This window comes from Streptomyces sp. NPDC089915 (assembly GCF_040684675.1).
Lineage (GTDB): Bacteria > Actinomycetota > Actinomycetes > Streptomycetales > Streptomycetaceae > Streptomyces.
The window spans coordinates 1-21822 of sequence record NZ_JBFBGN010000003.1 but is presented as its reverse complement, the minus strand read 5'-3'; the positions used below and the strand labels follow the sequence as shown (position 1 = coordinate 21822).

At 74.1% G+C, this 21822-nt stretch carries 20 protein-coding genes and 1 pseudogene; 5 read left to right on the top strand and 16 right to left on the bottom strand.

Annotated features, from left to right (window positions below):
• Positions 1 to 81 precede the first annotated feature (81 nt).
• A complete protein-coding gene (locus AB0O29_RS01750) occupies positions 82 to 1152 on the bottom strand; it encodes a serine hydrolase domain-containing protein (RefSeq protein WP_365144440.1) in 1071 nt (356 codons plus the stop codon).
• Positions 1153 to 1251: 99 nt separating this feature from the next.
• On the bottom strand, positions 1252 to 1923 hold the full coding sequence (locus AB0O29_RS01745) for a DUF4097 family beta strand repeat-containing protein (protein ID WP_365144437.1): 672 nt from the start codon (positions 1921 to 1923) through the stop codon (positions 1252 to 1254).
• A 223-nt stretch (positions 1924 to 2146) separates the two neighbouring features.
• On the opposite strand from AB0O29_RS01745, the gene AB0O29_RS01740 reads away from it, so the two are divergent.
• Together AB0O29_RS01740 and AB0O29_RS01735 are read left to right on the top strand one after the other, a co-directional pair.
• Positions 2147 to 2908: a helix-turn-helix domain-containing protein gene (locus AB0O29_RS01740; protein WP_365144434.1), complete on the top strand. Its 762-nt coding sequence runs from the start codon at positions 2147 to 2149 to the stop codon at positions 2906 to 2908.
• A 98-nt stretch (positions 2909 to 3006) separates the two neighbouring features.
• Positions 3007 to 3507, top strand: a complete 501-nt coding sequence (locus AB0O29_RS01735) for a carboxymuconolactone decarboxylase family protein (RefSeq protein WP_365144431.1) — start codon at positions 3007 to 3009, stop codon at positions 3505 to 3507.
• 10 nt (positions 3508 to 3517) lie between these two features.
• Here the strand turns inward: AB0O29_RS01735 and AB0O29_RS01730 are convergent, their stop codons facing one another.
• The 5 genes from AB0O29_RS01730 to AB0O29_RS01710 form a co-directional block, all read right to left on the bottom strand.
• The gene (locus AB0O29_RS01730) at positions 3518 to 4393 is read right to left on the bottom strand and encodes an alpha/beta hydrolase (protein ID WP_365144428.1); all 876 of its coding nucleotides are present in this window, start codon (positions 4391 to 4393) and stop codon (positions 3518 to 3520) included.
• A gap of 172 nt (positions 4394 to 4565) precedes the next feature.
• Complete coding sequence (gene kynU, locus AB0O29_RS01725; RefSeq protein ID WP_365144426.1) at positions 4566 to 5768, bottom strand: kynureninase; 1203 nt, start codon at positions 5766 to 5768, stop codon at positions 4566 to 4568.
• Positions 5761 to 6609: a tryptophan 2,3-dioxygenase family protein gene (locus tag AB0O29_RS01720; protein ID WP_365144423.1), complete on the bottom strand. Its 849-nt coding sequence runs from the start codon at positions 6607 to 6609 to the stop codon at positions 5761 to 5763. Before AB0O29_RS01720 ends, kynU begins: the two co-directional genes overlap by 8 nt.
• Positions 6610 to 6738: 129 nt before the next feature.
• Positions 6739 to 7152, bottom strand: coding sequence for a DUF3151 domain-containing protein (locus tag AB0O29_RS01715; protein ID WP_365144420.1), 414 nt, complete (start codon positions 7150 to 7152; stop codon positions 6739 to 6741).
• 4 nt (positions 7153 to 7156) lie between these two features.
• A complete protein-coding gene (locus tag AB0O29_RS01710) occupies positions 7157 to 8362 on the bottom strand; it encodes a CE1758 family FMN-dependent luciferase-like monooxygenase (RefSeq protein WP_365144417.1) in 1206 nt (401 codons plus the stop codon).
• Positions 8363 to 8592: 230 nt separating this feature from the next.
• Here AB0O29_RS01710 and AB0O29_RS01705 point away from each other — a divergent pair, with 230 nt between their 5' ends.
• Positions 8593 to 9837 carry a transposase gene (locus AB0O29_RS01705; protein WP_365144414.1) on the top strand — a complete coding sequence of 415 codons (1245 nt, stop codon included), beginning with the start codon at positions 8593 to 8595 and terminating at the stop codon, positions 9835 to 9837.
• A gap of 84 nt (positions 9838 to 9921) precedes the next feature.
• Here AB0O29_RS01705 and AB0O29_RS01700 read toward each other — a convergent pair whose 3' ends face one another.
• From AB0O29_RS01700 to AB0O29_RS01660, 9 genes are all read right to left on the bottom strand, one after another.
• The gene (locus AB0O29_RS01700; RefSeq protein ID WP_365144411.1) at positions 9922 to 11853 is read right to left on the bottom strand and encodes a helix-turn-helix domain-containing protein; all 1932 of its coding nucleotides are present in this window, start codon (positions 11851 to 11853) and stop codon (positions 9922 to 9924) included.
• A gap of 106 nt (positions 11854 to 11959) precedes the next feature.
• The gene (locus AB0O29_RS01695; protein ID WP_365144408.1) at positions 11960 to 12667 is read right to left on the bottom strand and encodes a BTAD domain-containing putative transcriptional regulator; all 708 of its coding nucleotides are present in this window, start codon (positions 12665 to 12667) and stop codon (positions 11960 to 11962) included.
• A gap of 88 nt (positions 12668 to 12755) precedes the next feature.
• A complete protein-coding gene (locus AB0O29_RS01690) occupies positions 12756 to 13493 on the bottom strand; it encodes a ScbR family autoregulator-binding transcription factor (protein WP_365144405.1) in 738 nt (245 codons plus the stop codon).
• 194 nt (positions 13494 to 13687) lie between these two features.
• Positions 13688 to 14710 carry a class II fructose-bisphosphate aldolase gene (fbaA, locus tag AB0O29_RS01685; protein ID WP_365144402.1) on the bottom strand — a complete coding sequence of 341 codons (1023 nt, stop codon included), beginning with the start codon at positions 14708 to 14710 and terminating at the stop codon, positions 13688 to 13690.
• Between the two features lie 304 nt (positions 14711 to 15014).
• A complete protein-coding gene (pyrE, locus tag AB0O29_RS01680; RefSeq protein WP_365144399.1) occupies positions 15015 to 15554 on the bottom strand; it encodes an orotate phosphoribosyltransferase in 540 nt (179 codons plus the stop codon).
• Between the two features lie 21 nt (positions 15555 to 15575).
• Positions 15576 to 16364, bottom strand: a complete 789-nt coding sequence (locus tag AB0O29_RS01675) for an aldose 1-epimerase (RefSeq protein ID WP_365144396.1) — start codon at positions 16362 to 16364, stop codon at positions 15576 to 15578.
• Positions 16365 to 16447: 83 nt separating this feature from the next.
• Positions 16448 to 17326, bottom strand: a complete 879-nt coding sequence (locus AB0O29_RS01670) for an SRPBCC family protein (RefSeq protein ID WP_365144393.1) — start codon at positions 17324 to 17326, stop codon at positions 16448 to 16450.
• A gap of 57 nt (positions 17327 to 17383) precedes the next feature.
• Positions 17384 to 19024 carry a polyamine aminopropyltransferase gene (locus tag AB0O29_RS01665; RefSeq protein WP_365144390.1) on the bottom strand — a complete coding sequence of 547 codons (1641 nt, stop codon included), beginning with the start codon at positions 19022 to 19024 and terminating at the stop codon, positions 17384 to 17386.
• A 116-nt stretch (positions 19025 to 19140) separates the two neighbouring features.
• Positions 19141 to 19659, bottom strand: a complete 519-nt coding sequence (locus AB0O29_RS01660) for a DUF2617 family protein (protein WP_344169353.1) — start codon at positions 19657 to 19659, stop codon at positions 19141 to 19143.
• Positions 19660 to 20352: 693 nt separating this feature from the next.
• On the opposite strand from AB0O29_RS01660, the gene AB0O29_RS01655 reads away from it, so the two are divergent.
• Positions 20353 to 21537: a pyridoxal phosphate-dependent aminotransferase gene (locus AB0O29_RS01655; RefSeq protein WP_365144387.1), complete on the top strand. Its 1185-nt coding sequence runs from the start codon at positions 20353 to 20355 to the stop codon at positions 21535 to 21537.
• Between the two features lie 8 nt (positions 21538 to 21545).
• Positions 21546 to 21822 (top strand): annotated as a pseudogene (locus AB0O29_RS01650) (hypothetical protein); the annotation flags it as partial.

The following is a 21822-nucleotide window of genomic DNA, read 5'->3' as shown; positions in this document are numbered from 1 at the left end:
CCGGGCACGCGACGCGTGCCCGGCCCCTCCGTCGTTCCCGTCGTCCCCGCGTTCCCGCGTTCCCGTCGTCCCCGCGTCGTCTCAGAACACCTCGGCGACGAGCCGCTTCTGGGCCTCCCCGAACAGCGCCCCCACCTGCATCATGTCCAGCCGGGCCTCACCGCAGGTCAGCGAGGCGGTGAAGGTCGTGGTGCCGTCGGGCGAGCTGAACATCAGCGCCCCCCAGCCCCACATGCCGCCGTTGTGGGTGTAGACGGTGCGGCCGTCCTCCGTCTCCTGCACGAACAGTCCGAGGCCGTAGCCCAGCTTGGGGTGCGGGGTGCGCATCTCGTCCAGCAGCGCGGCGGGCAGGATCCGGCCGCCCATCAGGGCGGAGAGGAAGACGTGCAGGTCGCGGGTGGTCGAGATCATGTCGCCGGCGGCGGAGATCCAGGAGGGGTTCGAGCGGGTGATGTCGAGCGTCTTCCACTCCTCCGCGTCCTGGTAGGCGTACGTGGCACGGGCGTGCGGCTCGGGGATCTCCGGCGAGTCCTCCGGCACCACGGTGCCCGTCAGGCCCAGAGGGGTGAGGATCCTGCGCCCCATCTCCTCGGCGAACGGGCGGCCGGTGACCTTCTCGACCAGCAGGCGGGCCAGTACGTAGTTGGTGTTGGAGTAGCTCCAGTCCGCGCCCGGCTCGAACCGCGCGGGCTTGGACAGGGCCAGCCGGACCAGTTCCTCGGGGCGGTAGGTGCGGAACAGGTTGTCCACCCACTCCTGGCCCTCCCAGGCGATCCCGGGGGCGGTCGTCCCGTCCTCGTAGTACTCGCCGGTGAAGTTGAACAGCCCGCTGGTGTGCTGGAGCACCATCCGCAGGGTGATCCGCCGGTCCAGCCCGTACTCGGGGAGGTGGTCGGCGACGGGGCCGTCGAGTTCGAGCAGGCCGTCGGCGACCAGGAGGAGGACGAGGGTCGCGGTGAAGGTCTTGGTGTTGCTGCCGATCCGGAAGTGACCGTCGACCGGCGGCTCGGCGCTGCCGCCCGGCGCGGCGAGCCCGGCGCTGCCGACCCACTCGCCGCGCGGGTCGTTCACCCGCAGCTGCACCCCGGCCCAGCCGGAGTCGACGAGGTCCCGGATGGCCTGCTGGAGCTCGGGGCGGTGGTTGTCGGACATGGTGGTGTGCTCCCTTGAATGGGGTGGACCCGTCGTACGGGCGGTGCGGGCGGGGCGGGCAGTGCGGGCGATACGGGTGGGGCGGGCGGTGCGGGGCCGTCAGTTGCTGCGGGCGGTGATGTCGCCGTAGGAGGTGGTCGCCCGGATGGTCAGGGCGGCCGCGGAGCCGTCGGTGTTGTTCAGCGCGTTGTGGATCCGGCCGTAACCGGTGCCCGCGTCGAGGGTGGCGGAGACCCCCGGGGCGGTGGAGACGGAGATGGCGCCGTACTGCGTGGTCAGGGTGAGCGCGCCCCGGACGGCCTCGGCGATGGTGATGTCGCCCTTCTGCGTGTCGATCTGCGCAGGGCCGTCCAGGCGGCCGAGGCTGATGTCGCCGGCCTGGAGGGTCAGCCGGGCGGAGGCGGCCTCCTCCAGCTCGACCCGGGCCTGCGCGCCCTCGAAGACCACGTCGCCCAGCCGCCCGGCGCCCTGGAACTCGGCGGCGGCCACGATCGCCGTGACGTGCGAGCCGGCGGGCAGCGCGACGGTGACGTCGACGGAGCCGGAGCTGCCGAGGACCTGGCTCCTGGCGGGCGCGGCGGCGATCCGCAGGACCCCGTCGCGGAACTCGACCGTGGTCTCCTCCGCGGCCTTCACGTCGCGGCTCCGGGAGGCGTCCACGGGGCGGACCTCGACGGTGGCGTCGGAGCGGTCGGCGGCGATCAGCCGGATGCGTCCGGCCGGGATGTCGAGAACGGTCGAGACGGCGGCGGTGGCGGCGAACTTCTGCATCGTGGTCTCCTGGGCTCCGAGTCGTTTCTGACAGGAGAAACGCTAAGTTGCGTTCGCGAGACTGGCAACAGACTCGTTGCGCAGGAACTGTATCTTCGCAGCTCAGAGCCTTTAAATCGTTGCATCGGCTTCAAATCTAACGCAACGAAACCTCGGCGTTCATTGCAATGAACTGGAACTGAACGCTATGCTGGCCCCGCTACGGACCACCAAGGAGGCCGCAATGCCCGGAGGCAGACTCACCCAGCCCGAACGCCAGCAGATCGCCCTCGGGCTGGCCGACGGACTCGCCTACGCCGAGATCGCCCGACGGCTCGACCGTCCGACCTCGACCGTGACCCGCGAGGTCATGCGCAACGGCGGCCCCACCGCCTACCGCGCCGACCTGGCCCACCGCGCCACCGAGCACCGCGCCCACCGCCGCAAGCAGGCGGCGCCGCGCGGGGCGGAGGCCCCGCCGCTGGCCTTCGGGCGCGACGCGGACGCGGTGGCCGCGTACGAGGAGACCTTCACGACGGTCCTGATCGCGACGGGCACGCCCAAGATGATGGCCCGCGTGATGACCTGCCTCTACACCAGCGACTCCGGCAGCCTCAGCGCGGCGGAACTCGTCCAGCGGCTCCAGGTCAGCCCGGCGTCCATCTCCAAGGCGATCGCCTTCCTGGAGACCCAGGGGCTCGTCCGCCGGGAACGCGACGAGCGCCGCCGCGAGCGGTACGTCGCCGACAACGACGTCTGGTACCAGTCGATGGTCGCCAGCGCCCAGGGCACCGCCCACCTCGCCGAGACCGCGCGTCAGGGCGTGGGCGTCTTCGGCGCCGCCACCCCGGCCGGCGCCCGCCTGGAGAACATCGCGCGGTTCGTCGACTTCGTCTCCGAGAGCATCATGCGGGCGGCGGAACAGGCCCGCGAGATCCTCCACACCCAGCCGGAGAAGAAGGACGAGGACGGGGACGAGGACGGGGACGAGGACGGGATCGGCTGAGGATTCCCCGGCGTCCTGTCACATCGGCGCGCTCCCACGGGTCAGTGCGGTGAAGGCCGTCGCGCAGGGCGGCGGCCGACACACGGGAGGAACCCGCCATGACGGACACCCCGACCACCACCCCGGTCTCCCGCATGCCCGACCCGGGCGCGTACGTACCGGAGCTGGCCGACATCAGCGCCGCCCTCTTCCGCGCCACCGGCAACCGGTCGGTGCCGCGCGCCACCATGAGCCTCGTCCACCTGCGGGCGGGGCAGATCGTCGGCAACACCTACCTGACGGTCCTGAACACCGGCTTCCTCCGGAAGGCCGGGGTCACCGAGGAGCGGATCACCTCGGTCGCCTCCTGGCAGGACTCCCCGTACTTCGACCCCGCCGAACGGGCCGCCCTGGCCCTGGTGGAGGCCGTCCTCCAGCCGGCCGCCCCGGGCGCGGAACGGGTCACGGACGAGCTGTACGCACAGGCCGCCCGGCACTACGACGAGAAGGCGCTGGCCACCCTGACCATCGCGATCGGCCAGATCGGCTTCTTCATCGCCCTGGCCGTCATCGGCAAGCCGCAGCCGGTGGAGTCGCTGGCCGCCCGGCAGTGGGACTGAGGCCGGTCCGCTACCAGGCCAGCTGGGAGATCTCCTCCGCCACCACCGCGCAGGCGTCCGCCGCCGGGTCGATCAGCGGGAAGTGGCCCACCCCCTCGACCATGGTCAGGCCGACGATCTCCCCCGCCTTGGCCGCGGCGGCCGCGTAGGACTCCGCCACGGCCGGCGGGACCACGATGTCCTCGCGGCCCTGGACGACCGTCGTGGCGATCCCCGTCGGGAGGAGCGAGGCGGGGTCCGCCGACGGGCGGCGGGCGTCCCAGTGGGCCGGGCCGCCCAGCAGCTGGGCGGAGGCGCCGCCGCACACGCCGAGCTCCTCCGCGACCTCGAAGTCCGCGATCGGGGCCAGCGCCACGACCCCGCGCAGCCTCGGCGGCGCGGGCAGCCGCCACGGGGAGCCGGGCGGCAGGACGTGGCGCGCCGCCGCCCACAGGGCCAGGTGGCCGCCCGCCGAGTGGCCCGTGACCACCGTCCGGCGCGGGTCGGCGGCGGGCAGGGCGGAGGCGACGAGGCCGGGCAGGGCGTCCATGGCGGCGGCCACGTCGTCGAAGGTGTCCGGCCAGCGGCCGGCCACCGGCCCCTCGGCCCCCTGGTGCGGCAGGGAACTCCCGCGCCGGTACTCCACGTTGGCGACGGCGAAACCGAGCCGGGCCAGGAAGTCCGCGAAGGGGGTGACGTGCTGACGGTCGTACGGGGCGCGCCAGGCGCCCCCGTGCAGGACGACGACCAGCGGCACCGGGCCGGAGGAGTCCCCGCGCGGGGCGTAGAAGTCGACGACCTGGTCCGGGTGTTCCCCGTACGCGGCGCTCGCGTCCGGTGCGACCGGGGGGTGTGCGAAGGCCGAGGCGGCCTCGGCGGCGTCCCGTTCGACTGCGGGGTCCGTCATCGGCTCGACCTCTCGGTAACGCGTGTGACAGCGGGGACAGATGTTCCGGTGAATCCGGCAGAGCGGGACCGTATCAGGCTGCCGCGTGCCCCTAGCCGCCGGGACGAGTCCGCACGGAGGCGGGCGGAGCCGTAGCCCCGCCCGCCTCGTGGTGTGACGTTTCGCTACCGCGTCACCCGAAAATGTGACCCAGCGTGCGCGCCGCGCGCTCGGCGTCGGCGAAACCGACGTAGAGCGGGGTGAACCCGAAGCGCAGGACGTCGGGGGCGCGGAAGTCGCCCACGATGCCCCGGGAGATGAGCTCCGTCATCACCGCGCGGGCGTCGGCCGTGCGCAGGGAGACCTGGCTGCCGCGCTCGGCGTGGCCCTCCGGGGTGACCACCTCGACCAGGCCCGGCGGGACGTACGCCGCCACGCAGTCGAGGAAGAAGTCGGTCAGGGCGAGGGACTTGGCGCGGACGGCCTCGACGTCCACGCCCTCCCAGACGTCGAGGGCCGACTCCAGCGCCAGCATGGACAGGATGTCCGGGGTCCCGACGCGCGCCCGGGCCGCGCCCTGGGCGGGCGTGTACTCCGGGGTCATCGCGAAGGGTTCGGCGTGGCTGTTCCAGCCGGGGAGCGGGGAGTCGAAGGCACCCTGGTGGCGCTCGGCCACGTACAGGTACGCGGGGGAGCCGGGGCCCCCGTTGAGGTACTTGTACGTGCAGCCGACCGCGAGGTCCACGGCGTGCGCGTCGAGGCCGACGGGGAGGGCTCCGGCGCTGTGGCAGAGGTCCCAGACGATCAGCGCGCCCGCGGCGTGGGCGGCGGCGGTGAGGGCGGGCAGGTCGTGGAGCCGGCCGGTGCGGTAGTCCACGTGGTTGAGGAGCACGACGGCCGTGCTCCCGTCCATCGCGGCCGCCGCCCCGGACGGGTCGACGGGGACGAGCTCCAGGCCGGTCATCCGGGCGGCGGAGGCGGCGATGTAGCCGTCCGTCGGGAAGGTGGTGGCGTCGACGAGCAGCCTGGTGCGGCCGGGCGCGGCCAGCCGGGCGGCGCCGACGAGGGCCTTGAACAGGTTGACGCTGGTGGAGTCGCCGACGGTCACCTGCCCGGGGGCGGCGCCGACGAGCGGGGCGATCCGGTCGCCTATGCGCTCGGGGGCGGTCCACCAGCCGCTCTCGTCCCAGGACCGGATGAGCAGCTCGCCCCACTGGCGCCCGACCACGTCGGCCACGGCTGCGGGGACCCCGGCCGGGAGGGCGCCGAGGGAGTTGCCGTCGAGGTAGACGACGCCGTCGGGGAGGGTGAAGCGCTCGCGGTGCTTGCCGAGGGGGTCTTCGGCGTCGAGCCGGGCGGCGCGGTCCCGCAGGTCGTTGAAGAGGGCGTCAGACATGGCTGCGGGCCGTCCAGAGCTCGGGGAACACGTTCTTCGCGGCGCGCTTCTCCAGCCAGGCCACTCCGGCGGAGCCGCCCGTACCGGTCTTGGCGCCCATCGCGCGGCGGGTGGCGACCAGGTGGTCGTTGCGCCAGCGCCAGACCAGTTCGGCCACGTCGGTGAGGACCTCGCCGAGGCGGTGCAGGTCGGCGTGGGCGCCCGTGGGGTCGGCGTAGAGCTCCGTCCACACGGCCTCGACGGCGGCGGAGGGCTCGTACCGCTGGGAGAGGTCCCGGTCGAGGACCGACTGCGGGACGGGCAGGCCGCGGCGGGCGAGCAGGCGCAGGGTCTCGTCGTAGACGCCGGGCTCGTGGAGGGCCTTCTCCAGCTCGGCGTGGACGCGCGGGGCGCCGCGGTGCGGGACCAGCATGGACGCCGACTTGTCGCCGAGGAGGAACTCCATCCGGCGGTACATCGCGGACTGGAAACCGGAACCCTCGCCGAGGGCGCCGCGGTAGGAGTTGAACTGCGCGGGGGTCAGGTGGGCCAGCGGGCGCCAGGAGTGGTTGAGCGCCTCCAGCTCCCTGAGGGATCGTTTCAGCGCGTCCGTCGCGACCGGGATGTCGTCCTCGCGCAGGGCGCGGGCGGCGGTCTCCCACTCGTGGACGATGACGGTGAACCACAGCTCCATGACCTGGGTCGTGACCAGGAAGACCATCTCGCCCGGATCGTCCGAGCGCAGGTGCTGGAGGTGGGTGAGGACGTCCGCCTGGACGTAGTCCTCGTACGGGGTCGTGCCGTCGAAGTCGAGGTTCGGGGTGTCCGAACCGGCTCCGGAGGCATCAAGGGCGTGCGACATCGCTGTCTCCTCGACACGTGCTTCCGGGTAGCGGTCCGCTCCTTCCGATTGGGTGAGTGGAGCCCCGGTCCCCTGCATCGCATCATAAACAGGAGATCCGGGGCGCCTCTAGGGCACTCGGCCCGGCCGTTACGCGAGCGTGTCCGCCGCGGTGGGCGAGGAGTCGCGCAGGAAGGTCGAGCAGCGCTCGTACTCCTCCTTCTCGCCGATGGCCCCGGCGGCCCGGGCCAGGGCGTGCAGGGCGCGCAGGAAGCCGCGGTTCGGCTCGTGCTCCCACGGCACCGGGCCGTGGCCCTTCCAGCCGGCGCGGCGCAGCGAGTCCAGGCCGCGGTGGTAGCCCGTACGGGCGTACGCGTACGACTCGACGGTCCGGCCGGCGGCGAAGGCCTCGTCGGCGAGGGCCGCCCAGGCGAGGGAGGAGGTCGGGTGCGCGGCGGCCACCTCGGCGGGGGCGGTCCCGGCGGCGAGCGCCTCGCGGGGCGCGGGCTCGTCGGGCAGGTGGGTGGGGGCGGGGCCCCCGAGCAGGTTCTGGTGAATCGACATGTGATCAGTGTGTCCGACGCGGCCGGGCGGCGGGGGCCGGGTGGACGGCGGGCGCCGCGTGGACGGCGGGGGCCGCGTGGACGGCGGCCGTCCGGGCGGCGGGGGCCGGGCGCCGGTCCGCCGCTGCGGGGTGGGCGTCCAGCGCGGGCCGGTCCGCCGCCGGGTGGCGGGGGCCCGCCGGGGCGGTGGGCGGGCGGGTCGCGGCGAGTTCCCGGCGGAGCACCGGGACGATGTGCTCGCCCAGGATGTCGATCTGCTCCAGCGCCGTCTCCAGCGGGATCCCGGCGTGGTCCACGGCGAAGAGCTGGCGCTGGCAGTGCCCGTAGGCCTCCCGGAAGCCGAGGATCTTCTCGATGACCTCGCCGGGGCTGCCCACGGCCAGCGGGGTCCGGACGGCGCACTCCTCCAGCGACCAGTGCCCCGCGTACAGCGGCGAGCGGTCGAAGTACGGGCGGAACCCGCTCAGCGCGTCCTGCGAGCGGGCCCGGACGAACAGCTGCCCGCCGAGGCCGACGACGGCCTGCTCGGGGGTGCCGTGGCCGTGCTCCGCGTAGCGGGTGCGGTAGAGCTCGACGAGGCGGGCGTAGTGCTCGACGGGCTCCAGCAGGTTGGCGGCGAAGAAGCCGTCGCCGTAGTACGCGGCCCGCTCGGCGGCCTCCGGGGAGCGCACCGAGGCGTGCCACACGAAGGGCGGTACGCCGTCCAGCGGGCGGGGCGTGGAGGTGAAGCCGTCCAGGCGGGCGCGTGAGCGGCCCCGCCAGTCGACGTCCGTCTCGCGCCAGAGCCGGTGCAGCAGGGCGTAGTTCTCACGGGCGAGCGCGAGGGCCTCGCGGAGGTCCTGGCCGAACCAGGGGTAGACGTCGGGGGTGTCACCGCGTCCGGCGATCAGGTCGAGGCGGCCCCCGGCCAGGTGCTGGAGCAGTGCGTACTCCTCGGCGACGCGCACCGGGTCGTTGGTGGTGATCAGGGTGGTGGCGGTGGAGAGGATCAGCCGCCGGGTGCGGGCGGCCACGTACGCGAGCAGCGTGGCCGGGGAGGAGCAGACGTAGGGCGGCTTGTGGTGCTCGCCGATGGCGAAGACGTCGAGGCCCGCCTCCTCCGCGCGGACGGCGAGGGCGGTCACGGCCCGGATGCGCTCATGCTCCCCGGGCATGCGGCCGGCCCGGGGGTCGGGCGCGAGCTCGCCGACGGAGAAGATCCCGAACTGCACGCCGCCCCTCCCGCCCGCTCGCGCCTGCGCCGTGGGTCCCGACCGTGCCCGATCTGCGGTGATCCGGCCAGGTCCGGGCCGGCAGTCCGTCAAGTCGCCGGGGGGTGGTGGGGATCCCACCACCTCCGGGGCGAGCGCGGTGACCGGCGCACCTCCCCGAACGGGGTGTCCTCGTCGGACGGTAGAGGGGCAGTGGACGCACGCCGAGGGGGCATGTCGTGAAAGCGGTCATGAGCAGCACCACCATGAACACCATCAGCACCATCACGGGGGACGTGACGGGCACGGGGAGCGGGGACGGGAACACCGGCGGGAGGGGGCCGGCGGATCCGGCCCGGGAGGCGGCCGACGACCTGTGCGCCGCCGTCCTGTCCTCCCTGCGCCGCAAGGACCAGCGGGAGAAGGGCCGCCGCTACGTGCAGGGGCTGCTCGCCCTCCCGGGCCGCAAGTCCATGCGCGGGATCGCGGGCCAGGTCGGCGGCGGGGCGGCCGAACAGAGCATGCACCACTTCATCTCCGGCTCCACCTGGGACTGGCGGCCGATCCGCGCCGACCTCTCCCGGTTCCTGGAGGCGGCCGGTCCGCTGACGGCGTGGGTGGCGCAGCCGATGGCCATCCCGAAGGGCGGGGAGCACTCGGTCGGCGTGGCCAACCGCTTCGACCCGCACCAGGGGCACATGTTCCGGGGGCAGCAGGCGTTCGGGACCTGGTTCGCCTCGGCCTCGCTGGCCACGCCGGTGGGCTGGGAGATGTACCTGCCGGAGGAGGAGCACGAGGGCCGGTCCGGCCCGGGCTCCGCGGACGAGCACAGCGCGCGGGCCTCGTACGAGGAGGCCGCGGCGGCCGCCGTGATCTCCACGGTGCGGCGCGGCGGGAGCCCGGTGCGGCCCGTGGTGCTGGACATCCGGCAGATCGGGACGCGCTCCACGATGAACCGTTTCGCCGAGGCCGGGCTGCCCGTCATCGCCCGGGTCGGCCCCGCCACCCCGCTGCTCGTCACCGATCCGGCGCTGCCCGGGCACGGCGCGGGCATCCGCTGCGCGCGGGACGTCCTGCAGTCGGTGAAGGGGCTGAGCACGCCGGTCGAGTGGACCGATCCGGACCCGGCGGCCGGCGGCGGCCGGCACCGCAGCACCCTGGCGGTCGCGGTGCGGGTGATGATGCCCGACCCCTCCCCGGCCCGCCGGCGCCACCTGCTGCTGGTCGGCGAGTGGGCGGACCCGCGCCGCGCTCCGTCGCAGATGTGGGTGACGGACCTGGTGCGGCTGCCGGTGGGCCCGCTGCTGCGGCTGACGAAGCAGGGCCGGCGGGTGGCGTTCGCCGCCGAGCACAGCGGACAGGAGGCGGGGCTGCGCGACTTCGCGGGGCGGGCCCTGCCGGGCTGGCACCGGCACGTCACCCTGGCCTCGGTGGCGCACGCCGCCCGCGCGCTGACGGGGACGGAGGGCCACGGGGTCGCGTACGGGGCCGCGTAGACCGTGGAGAGGGCCTCGACGGCCCGGGCGGGGAAGGCGGCCCGGACGGCTGGACGGCTGGACGGCCCGGGCGGCGAAGGCGGGCTAGGCGGGCGTCCCCGGGCGGCCGGCGGCGGTGCGGCGGTCGTGCAGGACGGTACGGGTCCTGCGCAGCCGCAGCGCCATCTGGATCTCCAGCGCCCGGGCGGGCTTCTGCCAGTCGGGGCCGAGCAGTTCGGCGATGCGCTCCAGCCGCCGGGAGACCGTGTTGGGGTGGACGTGCAGGGCCTCGGCGGCGTGCGTGGGGCTGGCTCCGGAGGCGAAGTACGCCTCCAGGGTGCGGGTCAGCTCGGTCGGCCGGTCGGTGTCGTACTCCAGGACGGGGCCGATGGTCCCGGCGATGTACGCCTCCACGTCGTGGTCGGCGGACAGCAGCAGCCCGAGGAAGCCCAGTTCGCGCAGGGAGGCCGTGCCCCCGGCGCCGTCGAGGGCGGTCAGCGCGTCGAGGCAGCGCACCGCCTCGGCGTAGACGCGGGCCACCTCGCCGGGGCCGCCGGCGGGTCCGGCGGCACCGGTGGACACCGCGTGGCCGAGCAGCGGGGACAGCTCCCCGGAGGCCCGGTGGGCGGCGGCGGAGGCGTCGGTGCCGGGCAGCACGAGGACGATGCAGCCCCGGCGGACGCCCTTGAGGCCGCCCATCCGGTACGCGTACGAGCTGGCCCACGCGACGGCCTTGCCGAGCTCGCCTCCCTCGGGCCGGGCGACGACCACCACGTGCGGGCGGTCGAGGTCGATGCCGAGCCGGCGGGTGCGTTCGAGCAGGTGCAGGTCGACGGAGTGCGGCCGGTCGAGGAGGTCCGCGAGGAGCTCGTCGTGGACGGGGCCCTCGGCGGCGGCGGTGCCCCGCTGGACCAGCATCAGGCAGGCCACGGACTGGGCCGCCAGCTGGAGCAGCCGCACGTCCTCGTCGGCGAGCGGCGCCGAGGCACTGAGCAGCAGCACCCCGAGGTCCTCGGCCCCGGCCAGCACGGGGGCCAGCCACAGGTCGCCGGGCAGCCGCACGGGGCGCCGGTCGGTCAGTGCCTGGAGGGCGCCCTTGGTGACGTCCTCCTCGTCCAGACCGGGCAGTTCCCCGGTCGCGGTGAGCGGCCGCCCGCCCGGGTCGCGCACCTGGAGCACGCCGTCCAGCGCGTCGGCGGTGGCCCGGGCGAGGGTGGGCAGCCCGGCTCCGTCCAGGACCAGCCCGGCGAGCCGGGCGTGGCACTCCCACAGGTAACGGACCCGGGTGAGGGCGGTGTTGGTGCGCGAGCCGAAGGCCTCCAGCTCGCTGACCTGGTCGCGGGTCTGCTCCAGCAGCCGGGCCTTCTCGATGGCGACGGCGGCCAGGTCGGCGAGGGAGAGCATGATGCCGATCTCGTCCGGGGTGAACTGCCGCACGGCGCGGTCGGAGCCGTAGAGGGCGCCGAGCGTCGAGTCCCCCCGCCGCAGCGGCACCGCGATGATCGCGTGGAGGCCCTCCGCCTCGACGACGGCGTCGATGCCGGGGGCGTGCGCGATGGTGGGGTCGGCGAGGTAGTCGGGGGTCCACACCGGCGAGCGGCGGGCCTGCGCGATGCTGCCGAGGCCGCGCCCGGTGCCGAGTTCGAGGCCCACGTTCAGGGCGGTGGTCTCGCCCTCGGAGGTGCGGACGTACGCCGATCCGTCGGGGCGGCTCAGGGACAGCCAGGCCATGTCGAAGCCGAGGAGGCGGCGGGCGCGGCGGGTGATCAGGCGGAGCAGGCCGTCGATGTCGTAGGGGGAGGTGAGGTCGTGCGCGGTGTCGACGAGCGCGGTCAGGGCGCCTTCGCGCTGCCGGCTGCGGCTCGCGCGGGCCTGGACCGAGCGGGCCAGCTCCAGGGCGCGGGTGAGTCCGTCGAGGGCCGCGTCGCCGGCTCCGGCCGCCCGCGCCTCGGTGAGCAGCGCCTCGTACCGGTCGGGCGGGGCGTCCTGGGCGAGCAGTTCCAGTACGGCCAGTGCGCCCGCGTCGTCCCCGCGCATCCTGCCGCCCCCTCCGACCAGCCGTTTTCCCGCGTCCCGCCCCGAACCTAGGTTCCGGGCGGCGGCGGGTCAAGGCAGGGGGCGAGGCGGGGTCGAGGGCGGCGCGTCAGCGGCGTACGGCACCCGCCAGGGTCATTCCGGGGGCGGGGAGGGCGGCGCGCAGGGCGGTGACCCGGGCTTCGGCCCGGTGCAGGGCCGCCAGGTAGGCGCCGCGGGGGCGCCGGCCGCCCGCGCCGCGCAGGCCCGCGAGTTCCAGGAGCAGTTCGCCGTGGCGGCCGAGGGCGAGTTCGGCCTCGACCCACTGGCCGAGCACGGAGAGCCGGTCGGCCTCCAGGACGGCCGTGCGGCCGCGCAGCCAGGCACCGGCGTCGATGCCGTCGAGGGCGGGCCCGGTCCACAGGTCGAGGGCGCGGCGCAGCCTTAAGGCGGCCTGGCCGAAGTCCCCGCGGCCCATGGCCCGGTAGCCGGCGCCGGCCTCCCGTTCGAACTCGCGGACGTCGCAGCGGCCGCCGCCGGTGTCGAGGAGGTAGCCGCCCGGCCGGGCGCACAGAACCGTCTCCGGGGTACGGACCGAGCCGGCCCCGAGGGCCTCCGCGAACCGCTCGCGCAGTCGGCGCACGGCGGTGTGCAGGGCGGCCCGGGAGTGCTCGGGCGGGGTGTGGCGGGTGAGTTCGTCGGCGAGCACGCGGCTGGGCACGAGCCGGTCGGGACAGGCCGCGAGGGCTGCCAGGACGTGCCGGGACTCCGCGGTGGGGGCGGTGATGGGCACACCGTTCTCGGTGACCCGTGGTGCGCCGAGTACCTCAATGTCCACAGTGTTCTCCCTGGGCAGGCGAGCAAAAAAATCATACCCGGAAGGATCTTTTTGGGAAGAGGGCAGGGCGGTCGGCGGACGGGGCGTCTCAGACCGTGGGATCGCCGTCCTCGTCCTCCCCGGATCCGCCGTCGGCCGGGAGCACCCCGTTGGCGCAGCCGACCCGGCAGGAGTGGAGGCCCTGCGGCCCGTACAGCGCCCGCGCGCCGCGGCCGGGGGCGCTGTCCAGCCGGATGGCCACGGCGGGCACCACCACGTTCGGCATCACGTGCGTGTAGAGCTCGGCGACCTGTGCGTCCAGGTCGAGACCGAGGGTGTGGGACATGGTGTTCAGCCCCGCGTACGCGCCGACGATCAGCCGGGCGGGCACGACCGGGTCCACGCCGGGCAGCAGCTCCCCGCGCCGCCTGGCCTCGGACAGCACGCCGGCGCACAGGTCGATCCAGGTCTCATAGGGCGTCACCCGGTCCAGGTGGGGCCCCGTCTGGTCCAGGGTCAGCCGGGCGCTCGCCCGGATCAGCACCTCGTGCCGCATCTGGTGCGAGAAGACCATGCCGATGTCGATGAACTCCTGCGCCTTGTACTGCTGCGGCAGGGCCTGCGGCTGGCCCCCGTTCTGGGCGTCGATGACGGACTGGGCCAGGCCCTCCTTCGACTCGAAGTGGAAGTAGAGGGCGCCCTTGGTGACCTTGGCGATGTTGACGATGTCCGAGAGCTTGGCCGCGTCGTAGCCGTGCTCCTCGAACACCACGGCCGCCGCGTCCAGGATGGCGCGGCGGGTGCGCACCGCCCGGTCCTGCTTCACCTGGGGTCGCTCTGTCCTCATATGTGGCGTCGCCTCTCCTGGCCCGCCGGCTTTACATTCCCACGGGTACGTTTCTTCTGGGTAGATTCCACACCATCGCCCGGGCGGACGTCCACCGGCGTACGTCACCTCGCGCACACGAAAAGGGGGTCCGCCCGTCCGTTTCCGGACCGGCGGACCCCCTTCGAGGCCCGGGGCGCTGGGAGCGCCGGGGACTACTTCAGCCGGGTGCCCGTGGAACGCAGGTCACCGCAGGCCTGGAGGACGCGCTTGGCCATGCTCGCCTCGGCCAGCTTGCCCCAGGTGCGCGGGTCGTACGTGTTCTTCTTGCCGACCTCGCCGTCGACCTTCAGGACACCGTCGTAGTTGCGGAACATGTGGTCCGCGACCGGGCGGGTGAAGGCGTACTGGGTGTCGGTGTCGAGGTTCATCTTCACGACGCCGTTCTCCAGCGCGGTGGCGATCTCCTGCTCGGTGGAGCCGGAGCCGCCGTGGAAGACGAAGTCGAACGGGCTGGTCTTGCCGTACTTCTCGCCGACGCCCTGCTGGAGGTCCTTGAGCAGCTCGGGACGCAGGACGACGTTGCCCGGCTTGTAGACGCCGTGCACGTTGCCGAAGGAGGCGGCCAGCAGGTAGCGGCCCTTCTCGCCCAGGCCCAGGGCCTCGGCGGTGCGGATCGCGTCCTCGACGGTGGTGTACAGCTCGTCGTTGATCTCGTGGCTGACGCCGTCCTCCTCGCCGCCGGTCGGGGTGATCTCGACCTCAAGGATGATCTTCGCGGCGGCGGCCTTGGCGAGCAGCTCCTGGCCGATGGCCAGGTTGTCGGCCAGGGTCTCGGCGGAGCCGTCCCACATGTGCGACTGGAAGAGCGGGTTCAGGCCCTTGGCCACGCGCTCGGCGGAGATGTCGAGCAGCGGGCGGACGTAGCCGTCCAGCTTGTCCTTCGGGCAGTGGTCCGTGTGCAGCGCGACCGTGATGTCGTACTTGGCGGCGACCACGTGCGCGAACTCGGCCAGCGCGACCGCGCCGGTGACCATGTCCTTGTTGTACTGGCCGCCCAGGAACTCGGCACCGCCGGTGGAGATCTGGATGATGCCGTCGCTCTCGGCCTCCGCGAAGCCGCGCAGCGCAGCGTGCAGGGTCTGGGTCGAGGTCACGTTGATGGCCGGGTAGGCGAACTTGCCTGCCTTCGCCCGGTCGAGCATCTCGTTGTAGACCTCGGGGGTTGCGATGGGCATCTGTCCGCTCCTTGGATGTGCGGGGAGTGTGCTTATTGCGGGCCCTGACCTGGGGGCGACGTCAGACGTCGCGCCTATCTTTCCAGACTCGGCGCGGCACTCCACCCCGCGTGACGGCCCTCGTACGGCGAGAAGGGCCGGGTGTTTCACGTGAAACACCCGGCCCTTCCGAAAAGGTGCAGGTCAGGAGCGGAGGTGGAGCGTCCGGGGACCTTGGTCACCAGTTCCGCCGAACCCGCTCCGTGACCGCGTCACCACTCCTTCGCGACCACGATCCGAGACGACCGGGCCGCCGGAGGGAGGGTCAGGCCAGACCCAGGTCGCCGAGCTGGTACCCGGTGAGGTAGGGCAGGCCCGCGCCGGCGATGGCCTCGGCCGCGCCGCGGTCCACGATGGTGGCGACGGCGACGACCTCGCCGCCGGCCTCACGGACCGCCTCGACGGCGGTCAGCGGGGAGCCGCCCGTGGTGGAGGTGTCCTCGACGACCAGGCAGCGCCTGCCCTTGACGTCGGTGCCCTCGATCCGGCGCTGCATGCCGTGCGCCTTCTGCGCCTTGCGGACCACGAAGGCGTCCAGGCGCTCCCCGCGCGCGGCGGAGGCGTGCAGCATCGAGGTCGCGACCGGGTCGGCGCCCAGCGTCAGACCGCCGACGCAGTCGAACTCCAGGTCGGCGGTCAGGTCGAGCATGACCTGACCGACCAGCGGGGCGGCCTCGCCGTCGAGGGTGATCCGGCGGAGGTCGATGTAGTAGTCGGCCTCCTTGCCGGAGGAGAGGGTCACCTTGCCGTGCACGACGGCCTTGTCCTTGATCTGCTGCAGAAGCGCATCGCGTACGTCAGTCATGCCGTCGAGCTTAAGGGGGCGCTAGCCGAGCCGCCGCCAGGTCCAGGTCGTGGAGACCTCCAGCGGGTCCACCGGGGTGACCAGGCGCGGAAGGGTGTTGAGGCCGTTCGGCGGACCGGACTGCGGCTCGACGCAGACGGCCTCGGGCTGCTCGTCGTACACGACCACCCATTCGGCGGGGCTGGTCACCTTCAGCTCCATCTCCCCGGGCCAGGTGAGGGTGACGTCCACCCCGTAGGGCATCCCGAAGCAGTCGTCCCAGGGGCTGGGGGCGGGGTCGATCCGCCGGCCGGTGGGGAGGTAGTCCTCGCCGCGCTCCTCCTGCCAGGCCGGTTCGAAGGCGATCCGCGCCTCACCGCCGCCGGCGGTGAGGGTGCGGTTGAACCAGGGGTGCCAGCCGGCCTGGGCCGGGAAGGAGTCCTGGTACGTCTCCACGCCCATGGTGATCTTCAGCGAGTCCGCGCTCAGCTCGAAGGTCTGCGTCACCCGCCCCGCGTGCGGCCAGGGGTCGGCGAGGTCGAAGTAGAAGGCCGCTCCGGTGCCGGACACGCCGGCGGTCCGCCAGGGCAGGTCGCGGCCGAGGCCGTGGATGGCGTGCGGGGGGTGGTTGACGGGCATCTGGTGGACGGTGCCGCCGTCGCGGAACCGGCCGTCCGCGGTACGGCCGCACCAGGGGACCATCGGGAAGGACCCGTAGCGCGGGCCCTGGCGCAGCAGCTCCACGCCGTCGACGCGCAGGCTGCCGATCCGGCAGCCGTTCTCCTGGTCGATGGTGATGTCGGCGCCGCCGGCGCTCAGTTGCGTACTCATACGGCCGACCCTACGGCGACCGGGGTCGGCCCCCGCTCAACAGCGGCTCGGCGGCGGTTCGACGGCGGTCCAGCGGGGGCGGTTCAGCGGCGGCGGCGCAGGGCCCGCCCGACCACCACCGCCGAGGCCAGGGCGAGGGCCGCGGCCGGGGCGATCCAGCGCATGGCGGGGCCGCCGGCGCCGGCCGAGGGGGCCGGGACGGGGGCGTAACGGCCGCGCGGGGGCGCGTGGTCGACCTCCTCGGCGCTGCGGCCGATCATCGTGCGGCGGGCGTGGGCGGCCTCGGCCGGGGGGTTCGCCGGGGCGGTGGGGTCGGCGGGGACCGCCGCGTCCGGTCCGGCGCCCTCCCCGATCCCGTCGAGCTCCGGGAGCCCGGCGAAGTCGGGCAGGTCGGGGAACCCCTCGTCCAGGAAGGGGTCGAGGGACGGCGGCGGCACCTCGGTGTCGAACACGGACGGCCCGGCGGCCCCCGGCCCGTCGCCCTCCTCCCGCGCGGCCTCCTCGGGCTTCCCCGGTCCGGCGGCTTCGGCCAGGTTCGCGCAGAGCCGGTCGAGCAGCCGCCCGACGGCGGTGGTCAGGGCCTCGGCGTCGAAGGCGGCGGCCCGCCCGTCGGCGGTGGCCGCCAGGGTGAACTCCAGCCGGGTTCCGCCCTCGTGGGGGGCCAGGACCAGCCCGGCCGCGAACGTGGCGGTGCCGGTGCCGCGCACCTCGGAGCCCTCGCCCCGCGCGGTGAAGTGCTCCGGATCGCGCTCGGTCACCGTCAGGGTCCCCCGGTAGGTGACGCTGGCGGAGCCGACCCGCAGCCTCAGCCGCCCGGCGACCGGCCCGCCGCCTCCCGCGCCGCCGGTGCCGGTGTCGGCGTCCCGCTGGAGCCCGGGTACGCAGCGGGCCGTCCGGGCGGGGTCGCGCAGCACGGCGCGCAGATCGTCTGCCGGTACCGGGACGAACACCTGATGCTCCATGCGGTCGAGCCTACCGACGAGAGCCGCCCCTGCACACGGACGCGACGCCCCCGCGCATCAGGAGTAGCGCGGGTGCGGGAGCGTGGAGGGCGGCAGGCCGGTCAGCCGGGTGCGGGCCGCGTCCCGGGCGGCGTCCTGGAGGCCCCGGGTGGACACCGCGCGCAGGGCGGGCGTGTCCCGGTCCACCCGCAGCTCGGGGACCCGGTCCCGGGCGGCGAGGACGAAGCCCCAGTCCTGCGGCGGGGCGTCGGAGCCGCCGAGGGTGCGGTCGGGCCCGGCGGCGAAGCCGGAGAGCCGGCCGCCCGCGCTGTAGGGGGTGGTGAGCAGGCCGGCGGCGCGCAGGGTGGACTCGACGGTCCAGTACGTACGGGGCCGCGTGGTCAGCGGCCCGGCGTGCACGGCGATGCGCCCGCCGGGGTTCAGGGCCCGCGCGGCCAGCCCGTAGAACTCCTGCGAGTACAGCTTGGTGCTCGGGGTGATCCCCGGGTCGGGGAGGTCGGAGACGATCACGTCGAACCGGTCGCGCGCGGCGGGCCCGCGCAGCCAGCGGAAGGCGTCCTGGGAGACGACGCCCAGGCGCGGGTCCTCGTAGGCGCGGCCGTTGAGGGCGGAGAGCATCGGATCGGTGCGGGCGAGCTCGACGACCCCGGGGTCGAGCTCGACGACGGTGACGGAGGTGACGTCCGGGTAGCGCAGCACCTCGCGGGCGGCGAGCCCGTCACCGCCGCCGAGGACCAGGACGCGGGCGTGCGGGCCGGTCATCGCGGGGTGGACGAGGGCCTCGTGGTAGCGGTACTCGTCGTAGCCGCTGACCCGCAGCCGCCCGTCGAGGTAGAGGTCGAGGGAGCGCGGGGAGCCGGTGGAGGGGCCGGTCAGCACCAGTTCCTGCACCCCGGTCTGCACCGCGACCCGCACCTCCCCGCCGTAGACGGCGGTGCGCGCGACCCGCTCGAAGTCGTCGGCGAGCAGGGTGGCGCAGGCCAGCCCGGCGAGCACCAGGGCGTTGACCGCGAGGAGCAGCCAGCGGCAGCGCCGGCTGAGGTCGCGGCGGAACAGCCACAGGACGAGCCCGCCGCCGACGACGGCGTTGACGGTGCCGGTGAGCATGGCCCCGGTGAGCTGGCCGAGCACGGGGAGCAGCAGGAAGGGGAAGGCCAGCCCGCCGACCAGGGCGCCCACGTAGTCGGCGGCGAACAGGTCGGCGACGGCCCCGCCGGCGTCCTGTCTGCGGATCCGCTGGATGAGGACCATCAGCAGCGGGATCTCGGCACCGATGAGCACCCCGATGGCGAAGGAGAACGCGACGAGCGCGGGCCGGGACTCGCCCAGCCAGGCGAAGCTCGCGTAGAGGGCCATGGCGGAGAAGCCGCCGAGCAGGGCGAGCCCGGCCTCGATGGCGGCGAAGCCGAAGGCCGGCCGGGCGCGCAGCCGTTTGGCGAGCAGGGAGCCGACGCCCATGGCGAAGACCATGACGGACAGCACGACCGACGCCTGGGTGACGGAGTCGCCGATGAGGTACGAGCCGAGGGCGAGCAGCTCCAGTTCGTACACGAGCCCGCAGGCGGCGCAGACGAACACCGTGGCCAGCACGAGGAGTCGGCCGGTCCGGGGCTGTACGGGCAGGGCGGCCGGGACGGTCTGCACGCCCCGCGGCTCCGCCGCCGGGAGCACCCCGCGGGGGGCGGAACGGTCGATCATGCAGCGAACCGTACGTCACCGCCCACTGACACCCTGTCACCCACATGGGTGTAAGTGTCCGGGCGATCCGGCCAGTTGGCGTAATCCCCGTACAACCGGGGCGCACGGGACGGGCGCTAGACCGGCGCCCCCATCCGCACGCCCACCCGGGTCCGGGTGGCCACCAGCTGCCCCTCCTGCGGATACGCGTGCCAGGTCCGCCAGCGCACCTGCCCCTCGTGCCGCTGCGCGAGCATCGCGGTGAAGGCGTGCGGGTCGCCCGGGAAGGTCCCCGCTAGTCCGTTCGGGTGGTCCGCGACCAGGGCGAGCAGCTCCTGGGCCCGCCCCGCGAAGGAGCCGCGCGAGAGGGTCTCGACGCGCGCGGCGAACTCGTACTCCCAGTCCCCCACCCGCTTCGCCACGCCCAGCGGCAGCGGCGTGCGGCTGCCGGGCATGCAGGCGACCGTCTCCGAGCAGCGCACCTCGCCCTCCTCCAGGAGCACCTGGTGGGAGGCGCCGAGCAGGCGCAACTCCACCTTCGCGTCCTGGAGCTGGAGGTTCAGTACGGCCAGGGCGGGCAGCCGGTCCCGTCCCAGGGCCCAGGCGAGATCGGCGGCACGCGTGTCGGTGTAGGTGGTCTGGAGGGTCGTGAGCATGAGTCGGCTCCGCAAACGCGCGAGGGAGAGGGGCCGGACCCCGCCAGCGGTATGCAACGGGTGGGGGGACACCGGCACGGGTCCACAGGAAGTCCAGGGAGGTCCTCCGAGGACTGGTCTACTCAACCGAGGGAATCATGAAAGGCACGGCACTCACAGCGTTTTTACCCAACTTGACGGGGTTTACATCCCCTCGGGGGCTACCCGGTTCACGTGTTCAAGAACAGGCCGTCCGTACGCCTTCGTACACACCCGAACAAGAAGACGCCCGAAGGAAGTTGTCCCCGCCGGGCGCCCTGTCCACGCGGCCCGCGGCCGCACCGTTCCAGTGTCAGCTCCCCCCGCACCCGCCGCCACCGCAGGACGACCCGCACGAAGAACCGCAGGAGGACGAGGAACCGCACGAGGAGGAGGAACCGCAGGAGGACGAGGAGCCCCCGCCGCCCGCCCACCAGCTGCCGGAACCCCCGCCGCTGCCGGATCCGCCCCCACCGGTGAACTTCCTCGCGATCCAGACGACCAGCGCCCCGATCGCCCCTACGACCAGTACGACGATGACCACGTCCCCGCCCCCTTCCCGAAACCGCCCCGGTCGCCCGGGGTGCGGGACCCCCGTGTCCCGCGTGCAGGGGGGATGCCCGCAGGCCAAACCCGCCAAAGCACACTTGAGCAACTCCAGAGGTTGCCCGCAGGATGGCGCCCATGAGCGCACCCGTGGGCAGCGACCGCCCCTTCCTGAACCGCCGCCTCGCGGCCTTCGGCACCACGATCTTCGCGGAGATGTCGGCGCTGGCCGCCCGCACCGGGTCCATCAACCTCGGTCAGGGCTTCCCCGACACCGACGGCCCCGCCGAGGTCGCCGAGGCGGCCGTCCGGGCGATCCGCGACGGACGCGGCAACCAGTACCCGCCGGGCCCCGGCGTCCCCGAGCTCCGCGAGGCGATCGCCGCCCACCAGCGGCGCTTCTACGGCCTCGGCTACGACCCCGACACCGAGGTCCTCGTCACCGCGGGTGCCACCGAGGCCATCGCCGCCGCCCTCCTCGCCCTCCTCGAACCGGGCGACGAGGTCATCGCCCTGGAGCCCTTCTACGACTCCTACGCCGCCTGCATCGCCATGGCCGGCGCCGTCCGCGTCCCGCTCACCCTGCGCGCCCCGGACTTCCGCCCCGACCTCGACGCCCTGCGCGACGCGGTCACCCCGCGCACCCGCCTGCTGCTGCTCAACACCCCGCACAACCCGACCGGCACCGTCCTCACCCCCGAGGAGCTCGCCGCCGTCGCGGAACTCGCCGTCGAGCGGGACCTCCTCGTCGTCACCGACGAGGTCTACGAGCACCTCGTCTTCGAGGGCGGCCACACCCCGCTGGCCTCCCTGCCCGGGATGCGCGAGCGCACCGTCACCATCTCCTCCGCCGGCAAGACCTTCTCCTTCACCGGCTGGAAGGTCGGCTGGATCACCGCCCCGCCCGCGCTGGTCTCGGCCGTCCGCTCGGCGAAGCAGTTCCTCACCTACGTCTCCTCCGGCCCCTTCCAGTACGCCGTCGCCGAGGCCCTCGCCCTCCCCGACACCTACTACGACGCCTTCCGCGCCGACCTCGCCGCCAAGCGCGACCTGCTCGCCGACGGGCTCACCGCCGCCGGACTGCGGGTCTTCCGCCCGCAGGGCACCTACTTCATCACCACCGACGTCTCACCCCTGGGCGAGAAGGACGGCCTGGCCTTCTGCCGCTCCCTGCCCGAACGCTGCGGGGTGGTCGCCATCCCGAACCAGGTCTTCTACGACGACCGCGAGGCCGGCGCCACCCAGGTCCGCTGGGCCTTCTGCAAGAAGACGGAGGTCCTCCGCGAAGCCGTGGACCGCCTCAGGGCCCTGTAGGGCCCGGCATGGACGCCACGACGAGACGGACCCCGCCCGCCCCCGCGCAGGCCCCGCCGGGACCGGAGCCGGCCCGGGGCGCCGGGCGGGCCCTCGCGGTGTTCGCCGCCGTGCGCGGGGGCGGGGCGCTCGTGATCGCCCTCGGGGCCTGGTGGGCCGGGCGCGACCCCGTGAAGGTGCTCGGCGGCTCCTGGGACTCCTTCTGGTACCTGTCCATCGCCGCCCACGGCTACGGGCGCACCCAGATGTGGCCCGCCTCGGACTCCATCCAGAGCGACGCCGCCT

What these genes read in the sequence shown, in the direction of transcription:
- AB0O29_RS01720 (WP_365144423.1), bottom strand. Translation starts at nt 6,609, where the DNA reads ATGTCGCACGCCCTTGATGCCTCCGGAGCCGGTTCGGACACCCCGAAC.
- AB0O29_RS01715 (WP_365144420.1), bottom strand. Translation starts at nt 7,152, where the DNA reads ATGTCGATTCACCAGAACCTGCTCGGGGGCCCCGCCCCCACCCACCTG.
- AB0O29_RS01670 (WP_365144393.1), bottom strand. Translation starts at nt 17,326, where the DNA reads ATGGAGCATCAGGTGTTCGTCCCGGTACCGGCAGACGATCTGCGCGCC.
- AB0O29_RS01750 (WP_365144440.1), bottom strand. Translation starts at nt 1,152, where the DNA reads ATGTCCGACAACCACCGCCCCGAGCTCCAGCAGGCCATCCGGGACCTC.
- AB0O29_RS01745 (WP_365144437.1), bottom strand. Translation starts at nt 1,923, where the DNA reads ATGCAGAAGTTCGCCGCCACCGCCGCCGTCTCGACCGTTCTCGACATC.
- pyrE (WP_365144399.1), bottom strand. Translation starts at nt 15,554, where the DNA reads ATGACTGACGTACGCGATGCGCTTCTGCAGCAGATCAAGGACAAGGCC.
- fbaA (WP_365144402.1), bottom strand. Translation starts at nt 14,710, where the DNA reads ATGCCCATCGCAACCCCCGAGGTCTACAACGAGATGCTCGACCGGGCG.
- AB0O29_RS01730 (WP_365144428.1), bottom strand. Translation starts at nt 4,393, where the DNA reads ATGACGGACCCCGCAGTCGAACGGGACGCCGCCGAGGCCGCCTCGGCC.
- AB0O29_RS01665 (WP_365144390.1), bottom strand. Translation starts at nt 19,024, where the DNA reads ATGATCGACCGTTCCGCCCCCCGCGGGGTGCTCCCGGCGGCGGAGCCG.
- AB0O29_RS01740 (WP_365144434.1), top strand. Translation starts at nt 2,147, where the DNA reads ATGCCCGGAGGCAGACTCACCCAGCCCGAACGCCAGCAGATCGCCCTC.
- AB0O29_RS01675 (WP_365144396.1), bottom strand. Translation starts at nt 16,364, where the DNA reads ATGAGTACGCAACTGAGCGCCGGCGGCGCCGACATCACCATCGACCAG.
- AB0O29_RS01700 (WP_365144411.1), bottom strand. Translation starts at nt 11,853, where the DNA reads ATGCGCGGGGACGACGCGGGCGCACTGGCCGTACTGGAACTGCTCGCC.
- kynU (WP_365144426.1), bottom strand. Translation starts at nt 5,768, where the DNA reads ATGTCTGACGCCCTCTTCAACGACCTGCGGGACCGCGCCGCCCGGCTC.
- AB0O29_RS01660 (WP_344169353.1), bottom strand. Translation starts at nt 19,659, where the DNA reads ATGCTCACGACCCTCCAGACCACCTACACCGACACGCGTGCCGCCGAT.
- AB0O29_RS01705 (WP_365144414.1), top strand. Translation starts at nt 8,593, where the DNA reads ATGAGCAGCACCACCATGAACACCATCAGCACCATCACGGGGGACGTG.
- AB0O29_RS01655 (WP_365144387.1), top strand. Translation starts at nt 20,353, where the DNA reads ATGGCGCCCATGAGCGCACCCGTGGGCAGCGACCGCCCCTTCCTGAAC.
- AB0O29_RS01735 (WP_365144431.1), top strand. Translation starts at nt 3,007, where the DNA reads ATGACGGACACCCCGACCACCACCCCGGTCTCCCGCATGCCCGACCCG.
- AB0O29_RS01690 (WP_365144405.1), bottom strand. Translation starts at nt 13,493, where the DNA reads ATGAGGACAGAGCGACCCCAGGTGAAGCAGGACCGGGCGGTGCGCACC.